This window comes from Arthrobacter sp. U41, from assembly GCF_001750145.1.
GTDB lineage: Bacteria > Actinomycetota > Actinomycetes > Actinomycetales > Micrococcaceae > Arthrobacter.
The window spans coordinates 3,455,301-3,467,780 of record NZ_CP015732.1 but is presented as its reverse complement, the minus strand read 5'-3'; the positions used below and the strand labels follow the sequence as shown (position 1 = coordinate 3,467,780).

The 12,480-nt window shown below is 66.7% G+C and carries 11 protein-coding genes; 5 read left to right on the top strand and 6 right to left on the bottom strand.

Annotated features, from left to right (window positions below):
- Nucleotides 1-39 precede the first annotated feature (39 nt).
- Nucleotides 40-1,245 carry a glycogen synthase gene (gene glgA, locus ASPU41_RS15790; RefSeq protein WP_069951707.1) on the bottom strand — a complete coding sequence of 402 codons (1,206 nt, stop codon included), beginning with the start codon at nt 1,243-1,245 and terminating at the stop codon, nt 40-42.
- 96 nt (nt 1,246-1,341) lie between these two features.
- Here glgA and glgC point away from each other — a divergent pair, with 96 nt between their 5' ends.
- The 3 genes from glgC (at nt 1,342) to ASPU41_RS15775 (ending at nt 4,852) form a co-directional block, all read left to right on the top strand.
- The gene (glgC, locus tag ASPU41_RS15785; protein ID WP_197515858.1) at nt 1,342-2,757 is read left to right on the top strand and encodes a glucose-1-phosphate adenylyltransferase; all 1,416 of its coding nucleotides are present in this window, start codon (nt 1,342-1,344) and stop codon (nt 2,755-2,757) included.
- Between the two features lie 72 nt (nt 2,758-2,829).
- The gene (locus ASPU41_RS15780) at nt 2,830-4,293 is read left to right on the top strand and encodes an SDR family NAD(P)-dependent oxidoreductase (protein WP_069951705.1); all 1,464 of its coding nucleotides are present in this window, start codon (nt 2,830-2,832) and stop codon (nt 4,291-4,293) included.
- A gap of 88 nt (nt 4,294-4,381) precedes the next feature.
- A complete protein-coding gene (locus ASPU41_RS15775; RefSeq protein WP_069951704.1) occupies nt 4,382-4,852 on the top strand; it encodes a pyridoxamine 5'-phosphate oxidase family protein in 471 nt (156 codons plus the stop codon).
- Between the two features lie 41 nt (nt 4,853-4,893).
- On the opposite strand, the gene ASPU41_RS15770 is transcribed toward ASPU41_RS15775, so the two are convergent.
- On the bottom strand, nt 4,894-5,346 hold the full coding sequence (locus ASPU41_RS15770) for a universal stress protein (RefSeq protein ID WP_069951703.1): 453 nt from the start codon (nt 5,344-5,346) through the stop codon (nt 4,894-4,896).
- Between the two features lie 377 nt (nt 5,347-5,723).
- Between ASPU41_RS15770 and ASPU41_RS15765 the strand changes: the two genes are divergently transcribed.
- Nucleotides 5,724-6,452 (top strand): response regulator, encoded by a 729-nt coding sequence (locus ASPU41_RS15765; protein WP_069951702.1) that lies wholly within the window; start codon nt 5,724-5,726, stop codon nt 6,450-6,452.
- A 25-nt stretch (nt 6,453-6,477) separates the two neighbouring features.
- Here ASPU41_RS15765 and ASPU41_RS15760 read toward each other — a convergent pair whose 3' ends face one another.
- Nucleotides 6,478-8,169: a GAF domain-containing sensor histidine kinase gene (locus tag ASPU41_RS15760; protein ID WP_069951701.1), complete on the bottom strand. Its 1,692-nt coding sequence runs from the start codon at nt 8,167-8,169 to the stop codon at nt 6,478-6,480.
- A gap of 180 nt (nt 8,170-8,349) precedes the next feature.
- Between ASPU41_RS15760 and ASPU41_RS15755 the strand changes: the two genes are divergently transcribed.
- Nucleotides 8,350-8,850 carry a pyridoxamine 5'-phosphate oxidase family protein gene (locus ASPU41_RS15755; RefSeq protein WP_069951700.1) on the top strand — a complete coding sequence of 167 codons (501 nt, stop codon included), beginning with the start codon at nt 8,350-8,352 and terminating at the stop codon, nt 8,848-8,850.
- A 95-nt stretch (nt 8,851-8,945) separates the two neighbouring features.
- Here ASPU41_RS15755 and ASPU41_RS15750 read toward each other — a convergent pair whose 3' ends face one another.
- From ASPU41_RS15750 to ASPU41_RS15740, 3 genes are all read right to left on the bottom strand, one after another.
- Nucleotides 8,946-9,797 (bottom strand): transglutaminase family protein, encoded by an 852-nt coding sequence (locus ASPU41_RS15750; protein ID WP_069951699.1) that lies wholly within the window; start codon nt 9,795-9,797, stop codon nt 8,946-8,948.
- On the bottom strand, nt 9,794-10,720 hold the full coding sequence (locus ASPU41_RS15745) for an alpha-E domain-containing protein (protein WP_069951698.1): 927 nt from the start codon (nt 10,718-10,720) through the stop codon (nt 9,794-9,796). The genes ASPU41_RS15750 and ASPU41_RS15745 overlap by 4 nt, the downstream gene beginning before the upstream one ends.
- Nucleotides 10,721-10,795: 75 nt before the next feature.
- Entirely contained in the window at nt 10,796-12,352 is a 1,557-nt protein-coding gene (locus tag ASPU41_RS15740; protein WP_069952753.1) for a circularly permuted type 2 ATP-grasp protein, read from the bottom strand.
- Between the last annotated feature and the right edge of the window lie 128 nt (nt 12,353-12,480).

The window sequence follows — 12,480 nt, the reverse complement described above, 5'->3', positions numbered from 1 at the left end:
CGTCTGCTCTTCAGTGCGGAGGGTCTTCAGTGCGGCGGGTCAGGAACCCTTGGGGAGCACCGAGCGGTACACCTCGAGGGTGGTCTCCGTGATGGATTCCCAGGAGAAGTGCTCCTCGGCCCGGCGGCGGCCGGCCTGGCCCATGGCACGGGCCCGGGCAGGATCGGAAACGACCTCGGTCAGGGCGGCGGCGAATTCGGTGACGAACTTCTCCGGATCCAGCGGGGTGCCGGTCCCGTCCGTGACCTGCTCGATGTCCACCAGCAGACCGGTCTCACCATGCTGGACAACCTCCGGGATCCCGCCGGTGGCGCTGGCCACGACGGCGGCGCCGCAGGCCATGGCCTCCAGATTCACGATGCCGAGCGGCTCGTAGATCGACGGGCACGCAAACGCCGTCGCGTGGCTGAGGACCTGGATCAGTTCGTTGCGCGGCAGCATCCGCTCCACCACGATCACACCACTGCGCTGGGTCTGCAGCTGCTCGATCAGGCGGGCAGTTTCAGCCGCCAGCTCGGGGGTGTCGGCGGCACCGAGGCACAGCACCAGCTGCACATCGGCGGGCAGCTTGGCGGCGGCCCGCAGCAGGTAGGGAACGCCCTTCTGGCGCGTGTTGCGGCCCACGAAGACCACACTCGGAAGCTCCGGGTCAATCCCGAGGGCACGGACGACGTCCTCGCCCTCGTCCCGGTTCCAAAGGCTCACGTCGATGCCGTTATGCACCACCTTGACCTTGGCCGGGTCCACGTCGGGGTAGCTGCGGAGGATGTCCTGGCGCATTCCCTCCGAGACGGCGATGATCGCGGCCGCCGCTTCGTACGCTGTTTTTTCCACCCAGGAGGACAGGGCATAGCCGCCGCCGAGCTGCTCGGCCTTCCACGGGCGCAGCGGCTCCAGGCTGTGGGCGCTGAGCACGTGGGGAATCCCGTGCAGGAGCGAGGCGATGTGCCCCGCCATGTTGGCGTACCAGGTGTGTGAATGCACCAGGTCCGCGCCGGCGATGTCCGGGACGATCCGCAGATCAACCCCCAGGGTCTGCAGCGCGGCGTTCGCCCCGCCAAGGTCCTCGGGCACGGCGTAGGACGTCACCGTCGCACCGTGATACTCCGGCTCACGGGGCGCGCCGAAGGCGCGCACCTGCAGATCCACGTGTTGGGCCAGCACCCTGCTGAGCTCGGCCACGTGGACCCCGGCGCCGCCATAGATTTCGGGCGGGAATTCTTTGGTCACAATGTCTATACGCACAAACCCCAAGGTAGTCGTTACGGTGGAACTGATCTAGTGTGAAGACGTTCGGGCGTGCCGGACTGTTTTGGGGAAGTACAAAGGCGTTCAGGAGCGATCACCATGCCGACTAAGAAAGTTTTGGCCATTGTCCTCGCAGGCGGCGAGGGAAACCGGCTCATGCCGCTGACGGCGGACCGGGCTAAACCCGGTGTGCCGTTCGCTGGAAGTTACCGGCTCATTGACTTTGCGTTGTCCAACCTGGTCAATTCCCGCTATCTGCAGATCGTTGTCCTGACGCAGTACAAGTCCCACAGCCTTGACCGCCATATTTCCGAAACCTGGCGGATGTCCACCCAGCTGGGCAACTACATCGCCTCGGTCCCCGCGCAGCAGCGCGTGGGCAAGAGCTGGTTCCTCGGCAGCGCCAACGCCATTTACCAGTCGCTGAACCTCATCCATGACGCCAACCCGGACATCGTCGTCGTCGTGGGCGCAGACCACGTCTACCGGATGGACTTCGCCCAGATGGTTGACCAGCACGTCGCCAGCGGCGCCAAGGCGACTGTTGCGGCCGTCCGCCAGCCGCTGCACATGGCCGACCAGTTCGGTGTCATCGAAGTGGACCAGGACAACCCGGAAAAGATCGCGGCCTTCGTTGAGAAGCCGTCCTCCACGCCGGGACTGGCCGCCGACCCCACGCAGTTCCTCGCCTCCATGGGCAACTACGTCTTCGACGCCGATGCGCTGGTCGAGGCCCTGCACGTCGACGCCGAACGGCTGGACACCAAGCACGACATGGGCGGGGACATCATTCCCTACTTCGTCGACAAGGGCGAGGCCGGTGTCTACGACTTCACCCTGAACCAGATCCCCGGCTCCACCGAACGCGACCGCACCTACTGGCGCGACGTGGGCACCATTGACTCGTTCTACGATGCCCACATGGACCTCATCTCGCCCGTGCCGGTGTTCAACCTCTACAACTCGGAATGGCCGATCTACACGCGGCAGAGCATCTCCCCGCCGGCCAAGTTCGTCCGCGGCGAGAAGAACACGGTTGGTACGGCACTGGATTCGATCGTTGCCAGCGGCACCGTCATCTCCGGCGGCATCGTGGAAGGCTCCGTGCTCTCCAACGACGTCTACGTCGGCACCTCCAGCCGGGTGCTCGACTCCGTGCTGATGGACAAGGTCAACATCGGTCCGGGCGCCGTCGTCAAGCGCGCCATCATCGACAAGAACGTCAAGGTCCCGGCGGGCGCCGCAATCGGCCTCGACCCCGAACTGGACCGGGCCCGCGGCTTCAAGGTCACCGACTCGGGCATCACCGTCCTGTCCAAGGGCCAGCTCGTCCCCGAACCGGGCGACTCTGAGCGCGCCCTGTCAGCGGCCAACCTGATCCTGGTGCCGGACGCGGTCAAGGCCGCCACGGAGAACTGGCCCGCCCTCCGGGAATCCGTGGACAAGGTGGCGGAAGTCCAGGCCGCCGCCGTGGGCGTCACGGCCCACCGGCCGGCCAACGCCCCCTGAGCATCTTCCGCCGCAGCGGGAGTCCGGCACCGGCGGCGGGCCGGACTCCCTGCAGGCTGTAAAATTGGGGCAATGAGCTCCCCCGATCTGCCGTCCGATCTGACCCCCGAGGAAATCCAGGCCTGCCTGAAGGTCCTGAACAGCATCCACGTCTACGACGAGGAACACCCGGACTACGTCCTGGTCCGCCGCGCCACCGGCAAGATGTTCAAAGCCGTCAAGCGCCACCGCCGGGTCAGCAAACGGGACCTGATCGCCGACGCAGACCGCGCCGTACTCGCCCAGACCGCGACGGCGGCCCCGGACCGGATCGACGACGAAACCCGCGGCAACAAGCTCGCCCCCTCCACGACCGGGAGCATCGCCGGGCACCTGATCAAGTCCAGGCCCTGCTATATCTGCAAGCAGCACTACACCCAGGTGGACGCGTTCTACCACCAGCTGTGCCCTGAATGTGCCGCCTTCAGCCACAGCAAACGGGATGCGAGGACGGACCTGAATGGACGCCGCGCCCTCCTCACCGGCGGCCGGGCCAAGATCGGCATGTACATCGCGCTGCGGCTGCTCCGCGACGGTGCCCACACCACCATCACCACCCGCTTCCCCAAGGACGCCGCGCGGCGGTTCGCCGCCATGGAGGACAGCGGCGAATGGCTGCACCGGCTGCGGATCGTCGGCATCGACCTGCGCGATCCGTCCCAGGTGATGGCACTCACCGATTCGCTGGACGCCGCGGGGCCGCTCGACATCATCATCAACAACGCCGCCCAGACCGTGCGCCGCTCCGGCAACGCGTACAAGCCGCTGGTCGACGCCGAGGACGAGCCCCTCCCCGCTGCCCTTCTGGCCGCCAACGGCGGGCCGGAACTCGTGACCTTCGGCCACGCCCACGACAAGCACCCGCTGGCCCTGGCCAGCACCGTCCTGGAGCATCCGGTGCTGGCCGGAGACGCGATCACCTCGCTGGCGCTGTCCACGGGCTCCGCTTCGCTGGAGCGCATCGCGTCCGGCACCGCGATCGACGCCGGCGGCCTGGTTCCGGACGTGGCCAGCATCAACAGCTGGACCCAGGTGGTGGACGAGGTGGATCCCCTCGAAATGCTCGAAGTGCAGTTGTGCAACGTCACCGCGCCTTTCCTGTTGGTCAGCCGGCTCCGCGCGGCGATGAAACGCTCCACCGCGCGGCGCAAGTACATCGTCAACGTCAGCGCCATGGAAGGCCAGTTCTCCCGCGCCTACAAGGGCCCCGGCCACCCGCACACCAATATGGCCAAAGCGGCGCTGAATATGATGACCAGGACCAGCGCCCAGGAGATGCTCGACGCCGACGGCATCCTGATGACCGCTGTTGACACCGGCTGGATCACCGATGAGCGCCCGCACTACACGAAGGTGCGCCTGATGGAGGAGGGCTTCCATGCTCCCCTGGACCTCGTTGACGGAGCCGCCCGGGTCTACGACCCGATCGTGATGGGCGAGTCAGGCGAGGACCAGTTCGGCGTCTTCCTGAAGGACTACAAGCCGAGCCCCTGGTAGTTCCCTGCCGCTAGCAGAGCGTTCCGTTGCGGGCTACGGGCCTTATGGCCCTAATGAGGGACCGGCACAGTACGTAACGTGGGTCCACATGAATACAGAGACGACGCCTGCGCCCGATTTCGGACTGTCCCTTGACCAGTGCTGGGTGCTGCTGGACACAGAGGTCGTGGGACGGATCGCCCTGATCGTGGACGGGCATCCGGAAATTTTTCCGGTGAACTTCGCCCTGGAGCGCCGCTCGATTGTCTTCCGCACCTCCGGCGGGACCAAACTGTGGGCCGCCATGACGGCCAAACCCATCGCCTTCGAAATCGACGGCTACGACACCCATGAGCAGCGGGCCTGGAGTGTTGTTGCCCGCGGCGAGGCGGAGCTGATTGAGAACCAGCAGGAGAAGGACGCCGTCGACGCCCTGCTGCTCGAACCGTGGCAGCCGGGTGAGAAGGACTACTACGTGCGGCTCTCCCCCAAGGCACTGACCGGGCGGGGGTTCAAGGTCAACAGACCGAACCTCTGGAACACCCGGCTCTCCGATCCCCGACGGGCATCGTTCGAATAGGCGTTCTTCCCCGGGCGGTCCGCCCGGGGATCAGGGTGCCCCTACTTCGCCGCCTGGACCGCCGGTGCATGGACGACGAGGACGGGGCAATGGGCGTGGGCGACGAGGGCCGAGCTCACGGACCCGATCAGCATTCCGCCGAAGCCTCCGTGTCCGCGGCGTCCCACCACGACCATGTCGGCGTCGCGGCTGGCTTCGATGAGGGTGTGCCGCGGGTGTCCCTGCACGAGGCGGGACTCGACGTTGGCCGGGGTGTCGGCGCCGAACGCCTTCTCCACCGTCTCCTGCAGGATTTCGCCGGCGCGGACGTCGAAGTCGTCGATGCCCATGGCGACATATCCGTCGTAGACCGGAGGGACGTCCCAGCTGGCCAGCGCCACCAGCTTCGCCGCGAGCGGTACGGCGAGGCTTTGGGCCTCGCGCAGCGCCTCCACCGACGCGTCGGAACCATCAACCCCCACCACAATGGTCCGGATGTCCCTGGCTTCGGTCATGGCAGATCCCTTCGTCGTACGGCTGGCGCGTCCAGCCTACAGTGCCGCTGTGGACCCCCGAGCGGCTAGGGCCAAAAGGCACGGGGACGGTGTACCGGCTTCGTTCCGGCAGGACCAAGGACCCTTGCCGGGGGTTGCGGGACAGGAGGAGTATTACAGTCGTCGGGAACGCGACCGGCTGCTGAACCGGCTGCTGAACGGGCCAAGTGGCGGGACCATGGGACCACGGAATCAGGCGCGACGGCGACGGAGCCAGTTGCGTCAGCGACAATGGATAACAATGGATCCAGCACGCAGGACCCGCTGGCAAGATCTGTTGATCAGGCTGGGGAGCACCGGACCACACAGGGCAGCGCAAGCCGCCGGACAGGAGAATCATGATTGCCTGGGCAGACGCAGGTCTCACTGCACCCGAGGGGACGCCAGCCGTCATCCGTGTTTTCATCCTGGATGACCACGAACTTGTCCGGCGCGGCCTTCAGGAGCTTCTCGAGGGCGAGGGCTTCCTGGTGGTGGGAAGTTCGGGTTCCGCCGTCGAGGCGACCCGCCGCATCCCGGCCCTTCATCCGGATGTGTGTGTCCTGGATGCCCGGTTGCCGGACGGTACCGGGATTGAAGTCTGCCGCGACGTACGTTCGGTGGACCCCTCGCTGAACTGCATCATCCTGACCAGTTTCGACGATGAACAGGCCCTGCGCGGCGCTGTCCTGGCGGGTGCGAGCGGATACGTCCTGAAGGAAATCGGCGGTACGGATCTGATCGGGGCGCTGCGCCGCGCGGCCACGGGTGAGTCGCTCTTCGCGGAGGGCGTCGCCGCCGGCATCGTGAACAGCCTGGTGGAAGCCGAAGAAGTCGATCCCCGGACATCCTCCCTCACGCCCCAGGAGCGCCGGGTGCTGGAGCTGGTGGGCGGCGGTCTGACCAACCGCCAGATTGCCGCGGAAATGTTCCTCGCGGAGAAGACTGTGAAGAACTATGTCTCCTCGCTGCTCGCCAAGCTGGGTTTCGAACGGCGAACCCAGGCCGCTGTCTTCATCGCCGGCCCCTCGTCGCCGGTGGCGCCCGGTGGCCATTCCGACGGCAACCGGACGCACAGCGTCCGCTAGCCGGCCGCGCCGCTGCTGCCTGCCGCTACAGCGGCACCGACCACTCCAGGCTTGTCCCGGCGTCCGGGGCGCTGGTGATGGTGCACTCACCGTCCAGCATCCGGGCCCGGTCCTCGAGGTTGGCGAGTCCCCTGCGTTTTTCCGGTTCGGCGAAGCCGGCGCCGTTGTCCGTGATGACCACCGTCACCTTGCCCTTCACGACGCCCACCGACACGGAGATGGCGTCGGCCCCGGAATGCCTGATGGCGTTGCTGAGTCCCTCTGAGACCACGGCGACGACGTTGTCCGCCTTGTCCGGAGTGACGGCGTCCACCGGTCCCGTGATGATCAAACGCGGGGTGAATGGCATGGACTTCGCGGAGCTGCGGGTCACCCGCCGGATCCGTCCGCTGAGCAGCTCCGTTTCGCCGCTGCTGCTTTTGAGTGAGTAGATGGTGTCCCGCAGGGAGCGGATCGCCTCATCGAGTTCGCCGGTGATGTTACGGATCCGTTCGGTGGCCAGCTCATCCTTGGTGAAGCGGGTCAGGCTCTGAACGCTCAGCCCGGCGGCGAACAGCCGCTGGATCACGAGGTCGTGCAGGTCGCGGGCGATCCTGTCGCGGTCGGTGAAAACCAGCAGCTCCTCGCGGAGCCGGTGGACCCGGGCCAGTTCCAGGGCAAGCGCCACGTGGGAACCGAAGACGGCCCCCATCTCGATGTCCGTGCGGGCGTACGGGAGAGCGCCCGGGTCCCGGACCAGCAGCAGCAGGCCGTGGTGGGCGCCCTGGGTGCTCAGCGCCACGGCCAGCAGCGGGCCGGTGATCCCGTCACCGACCTCCCCGAACAGGGCGGACGCGTCGTCGAGCACCACGGGTTCCCCGCCGTCGAGGACACCTTGCAGCAGCGGCGAATCCAGCGTCAGCGACCGGCCGGTGAACTCTGGACTGCGCTTGCCCGCGACGCCGGCGACAATGTGGCCGGGACCGTCCCCGGCGGGCGCCACCAGCAGGGCCAGCTGTGAGCCGGACTCCTGCAGTGCCCGGTTGGCGATGGGGTCCAGTCCGCTGGCGGTGTAGTCGCGGTCGCTGCTGAGCATCAGCCCGGAGACGTCCATGCAGGCTTCCAGCCAGCGGGCCCGGCGCCGGGCGTCGTCGTAGAGGCGGGCGTTTTCAATGGCGACCCCGGCGGCGGCGGCGAGTGCAACGGCCAGTCCCTCGTCCTCGGCGGTGAAGTCGCTGCCGTCTTCCTTCTCGGTCAGGTAGAGGTTGCCAAAGACCACGTCCCGGACGCGCACGGGGACGCCGAGGAAGGATTCCATCGGTGGATGGTTCGCCGGGAAGCCGAAGGATTCCGGATGCTGGCGCAGATCGTGGAGCCGAAGGGGGCGCGGCTCGGTAATCAGCAGGCCCAGGACCCCGTGGCCGGTTGGCAGCGGCCCGATCCGGTGAGCCAGTTGTTCGTCAATGCCGACAGTGATGAAGTGGCTGAGTGAGCGGTCGTCACCGATGACGCCGAGGGCGCCATAGCGGGCATGGAGCAGGCGGCAGGCGGACTGCACAACGCGTTCCAGCACCGCGTCGAGGCTGAGATCTTCGGCCACTGCGACGACTGCTTCCAGCAGCCCGGCCATTCGCTCCTGGGACTGGAGCAGTTCTTCTGCCCTGGAAACGAATCCCTTGAGCACACTGTCGATCTTAGGCTGTGGATCATCGGTGGTCTGGTCCGGACGTTCCCGCATTGAATGCATGCTTATTGGCCCCAATTCGATACAACGAACACAACGATCGTCGGCGCTGACGATGGTGATGCCAGAATACCCCCAAGCGGCAACAAACACCCTAGACGTCGGCTCAGATTGCCTTGGATTGTGACCTTGTCCCCTACCCCGCCGTCGCCGGCTTGGCGTAGGCTCGGCCCCATGAGTACTGATCCCAACCCGGGCGCACACCTGAAAAAAAACCAGCCGGCACATGAAGTTGAGAACCTTGACCACCACGAATGCTGGCGGCTGCTCCGCAGCGTCACCGTGGGCAGGCTCGCGGTATGGGTGGACGACCACCCCGACATCTTCCCGATCAATTACAAGGTGGACCACGGTTCGCTGGTATTCCGTACAGCGGACGGCACCAAGCTCCAGGCGGCCACGGGCGACACCGCCGTGGCCGTGGAGGCCGACGGCGTCGACGCTGACACCGGCATCGCATGGAGTGTGGTGATCAAGGGGCAGGCCGCACCGGTGAAGAACCAGCAGGAGGTCCTCGACACCGTGGGGCTCCTGCTGTTCCCCTGGCAGGCGGGCAAAAAGGAGCACTTCGTCAGGATCACTCCGGACACCATTACCGGGCGCCGGTTCAAGGTGGTTCCGCCGCTGACCTGGTGGACACCCCTGGACGATGCCACCCGCTCCGGACTTGAATAAGCCCCGGACAGCACCGATGCGCTATCGGACAGGACGGTTCTGAGGCTTCAGAGCAGCTCCCGGTGATAGCGCATCGGCGCGGCTGACGCCGCGGGTCAGGCCAGGCGGGTGATCTCCACGCTCACGCTGAGGGCGGAGCCTCCGCCGCCGGACAGGATGCCCTTAAGCGGGGGCACATCGCGGTAGTCACGGCCCCTGGCCACGGTGACGTGGAAGTCGCCGGCCGGCTTGTGGTTGGTAGGGTCCCAGCTGCGCCATTCACCGTCCCACCATTCCAGCCAGGCATGTGACTGCCCGGCGACCGTCTCACCGAGCTCCGCCGTCGAGCGCGGGTGCAGGTAACCGGACACGTAACGGGCCGGAATGCCCCGGCTGCGCAGCGCGCCGATGGCGAGGTGGGCCAGGTCCTGGCAGACGCCCTGGCGCTGGTTCCAGGCTTCCTCGGCGCTGGTAGTGACGCCCGTGGAGCCCTTCATGTAGGTCATTTCCCCGCGCATCCATTCGAAGACCGCCATGGCGGCCTCGTACGGGTTACGGCCCTCCACGACGCCGGGAATGATCCCCAGCACCTCGGCGCCCGGCCCGGTGAGCTGCGACTGCGGAATCCAGTCGCTGAACCGGTTGAGGATTTCCGGGGCGTCGAGGACCTCCCAGCCGACGATGTCCGCCTCCGCCGGGATCCGTTCCGCCCGGTGCACCTCGACGGTGGTGGTGGACAGGACCTCAAGATGCTCGTGCGGCATCTGCATGTCGAAGGCGGTGACGCGGGTGCCCCAGTAGTCGCGGTAGCTGCTCAGGGCAGCCTGGGACGGCGAGACCTTCAGCGAGGATTCCAGCACCACCTGCTGGGGATCCGACAGCGGGGTCATACGGGCCTCGTTGTAGGAGAGCGTGACGCGTTTGTTGTACTTGTACGCGGTCTTGTGAATGATGCTCAGCCGGGTCATGAAACTTCTCCCACCCAGGCCAGTTCGTCCGCCTGGTTGAAGTACTTACGGGAAATGGCGTCGGAGGCCTGCGAGACGGCTTTCTGCACGCGCTCCATGTGCTCCGGAAGTTCGGACATCAGGTCATCGGTGCGGTGGAACTCGAGGAAGGTGCGGGCCTGGCCCACGATCCGGCGGGCGTCGTTGATGAAGCCGACCCGCTGGGCCGAGGGGTCCAGCATGGCCAGGCACTCGTCGGCGTCACGCAGCGCGTACACGATGGAGCGGGGGAACAACCGGTCCAGCAGCAGGAACTCGGCCGCGTGCTGGTCGCCGAAAGCGGCGCGCCGGGTCCGGAGGAACGATTCGTAGGCGCCCGCGCAGCGGAGCATGTTCACCCAGGACATGCCGGCGGAGAGCACATCACGGGTGGAGAGCATCCGCGCGGTCATGTCGGCGCGCTCCAGCGAGCGGCCCAGGACCAGGAACTGCCAGCTCTCGTCATGGCTCACCGTGGTGTCCGCGAGGCCACTGACCATCGCGGTGCGTTCCAGCACCCAGTTGCAGAAACGGTAGGTGCCCACAACGTCCTTGCGGTGCTGGTTCAGTCCGTAGTAGGTGGTGTTCAGGCTTTCCCAGAGTCCGGAGGACACCGTTTCACGGGCGCGGCGGGCGTTCTCCCGGGCTGCGCCGAGGGAACCGGCAATGGAGGTGGCACTGTGCTTGTCATAGGCCAGCGCATTCAGGAGTTCGGGCAGACCGAAGTCCTCGCTCTGCGCCCGGGCGCCCATGACGGCGAGCAGCTCCTGCGCCACGCTGCGCTGTTCCTCCATCGGCAGGTGGTTGAGCCGCTCCAGGTGGACGTCGAGGATCCGGGCGGTGCCGTCGGCCCGCTCCACATAGCGGCCGATCCAAAACAGTGACTCGGCGATACGGCTAAGCATTCGCGGTTACCTCCAGCGCAAGGGAAATCTGAGAAGAGCAGGTCAGCGGAAAAGTGAAGAACGTCGTGCCGGGGGTCATTGCTGCTGCTCCTTCTGGCTGTCGCGCCAGTTGCTTTCCACGGGCCAGACCGAGACCCGTTCGCGGACGGTGATGGCGGGCCGCGGAACGGTTTCCACCGGGACTTCCGGGGAGTCCGCAAGGACCCAGGTGTCCTTCGAGCCGCCGCCCTGGCTGGAGTTCACAATCAGTGAGCCTTCCTTGAGCGCCACCCGGGTCAGGCCTCCGGGCAGGACCCAGACGTCGTCGCCGTCGTTGACGGCGAAGGGGCGCAGGTCCACGTGCCTTGGGCCGAACTTGTCGCCGCTGAGCGTGGGGACGGTGGAGAGCTGCAGGACCGGCTGTGCGATCCAGCCGCGGGGGTCCGCGATGACGCGCTTGCGCAGGGCTTCGAGTTCGTCCTTGGAGGCATCGGGGCCGATCACCAGGCCCTTGCCGCCGGAGCCGTCCACGGGCTTGACCACGAGTTCGGCGAGGCGGTCCAGGACCTCTTCCCGGGCCTCTTTTTCCTCCAGCCGGAAGGTGTCCACGTTGGCGATCACGGGTTCCTCATTGAGGTAGTAGCGGATCAGGTCCGGCACGTAGCTGTAGACGAGCTTGTCGTCGGCGACGCCGTTGCCCACGGCATTCGCGATGGTGACGCCGCCGGCCCGGGCCGCGTTGACCAGGCCGGGGCAGCCGAGCATGGAGTCGGCCCGGAACTGCAGCGGATCCAGGAACTCGTCGTCGATGCGCTTGTAGATCACGTCCACGCGCTGTTCGCCGGCCGTGGTGCGCATGTAGACGCGGTTGCCGCGGCAGATGAGGTCCCGGCCCTCGACGAGTTCCACGCCCATCAGTCCGGCGAGGAGGGTGTGCTCAAAGTAGGCACTGTTGAAGACCCCGGGGGTCAGGACCACCACGGTGGGGTCGTCGACGCCGGTGGGTGCTGTCTTGCGCAGGGCGGACAGCAGCCGTCGGGGGTATTCCTCGACCGGCCGGATGAGCTGCTGGCCAAAGGCCTCTGGCAGGCCCTTGGCCATCGCACGGCGGTTCTCCAGGACGTAGCTGACGCCGGAGGGGACACGGACGTTGTCCTCCAGGACCCGGAAAGTCCCTGCGGCGTCCCGGACGACGTCGATTCCGGAGATGTGGACGCGGACGCCGCCGGCCGGCTCGAAGCCGTGCACCTGGCGGTGGAAATGGGCGCTGGTCGTGACGAGCTGGCGCGGGATGACCCCGTCCGCCACCACGGTCATCTTGTCGTAGACGTCGTTGAGGAACGCCTCGAGGGCCCGGACGCGCTGGGCCACGCCCTTTTCCAACACGGTCCACTCATCGGCCGGGATGACCCGGGGCACGATGTCGAGCGGGAAGGGCCGCTCCTCCCCCGCGAAGTCGAAGGTGACGCCGCGGTCCAGGAAGGTCCGGGCCATGGAATCGGCGCGGGCGGTGACATCAGCAAGCGAAAGTTCACTCAATGCCCCGGCAACCTGCCCGTAGGACTTCCGGGCCTGTTGCCCCGGGGTGAACATCTCGTCGTAGGCGCCCGAGCGTTCGGCGGCCACGGAGTAATCCTGGAATAGGTCAGACATGCTCACTAGACAACCACCTTTTTGTTGCGAAATCATTTCCAAGCCCGCAGGAGCGTGGCGGCGGCCGGCCGGAGGCAACGTTCCGCGGGCCGCTGCCCGGGTTGCCGGGCCCGGGGCTGCCGACCCGG

What these genes read in the sequence shown, in the direction of transcription:
- ASPU41_RS15745 (WP_069951698.1), bottom strand. Translation starts at nt 10,720, where the DNA reads ATGCTTAGCCGTATCGCCGAGTCACTGTTTTGGATCGGCCGCTATGTG.
- ASPU41_RS15740 (WP_069952753.1), bottom strand. Translation starts at nt 12,352, where the DNA reads ATGTCTGACCTATTCCAGGATTACTCCGTGGCCGCCGAACGCTCGGGC.
- ASPU41_RS15775 (WP_069951704.1), top strand. Translation starts at nt 4,382, where the DNA reads ATGAATACAGAGACGACGCCTGCGCCCGATTTCGGACTGTCCCTTGAC.
- ASPU41_RS15770 (WP_069951703.1), bottom strand. Translation starts at nt 5,346, where the DNA reads ATGACCGAAGCCAGGGACATCCGGACCATTGTGGTGGGGGTTGATGGT.
- ASPU41_RS15780 (WP_069951705.1), top strand. Translation starts at nt 2,830, where the DNA reads ATGAGCTCCCCCGATCTGCCGTCCGATCTGACCCCCGAGGAAATCCAG.
- ASPU41_RS15750 (WP_069951699.1), bottom strand. Translation starts at nt 9,797, where the DNA reads ATGACCCGGCTGAGCATCATTCACAAGACCGCGTACAAGTACAACAAA.
- ASPU41_RS15765 (WP_069951702.1), top strand. Translation starts at nt 5,724, where the DNA reads ATGATTGCCTGGGCAGACGCAGGTCTCACTGCACCCGAGGGGACGCCA.
- ASPU41_RS15760 (WP_069951701.1), bottom strand. Translation starts at nt 8,169, where the DNA reads ATGCGGGAACGTCCGGACCAGACCACCGATGATCCACAGCCTAAGATC.
- ASPU41_RS15755 (WP_069951700.1), top strand. Translation starts at nt 8,350, where the DNA reads ATGAGTACTGATCCCAACCCGGGCGCACACCTGAAAAAAAACCAGCCG.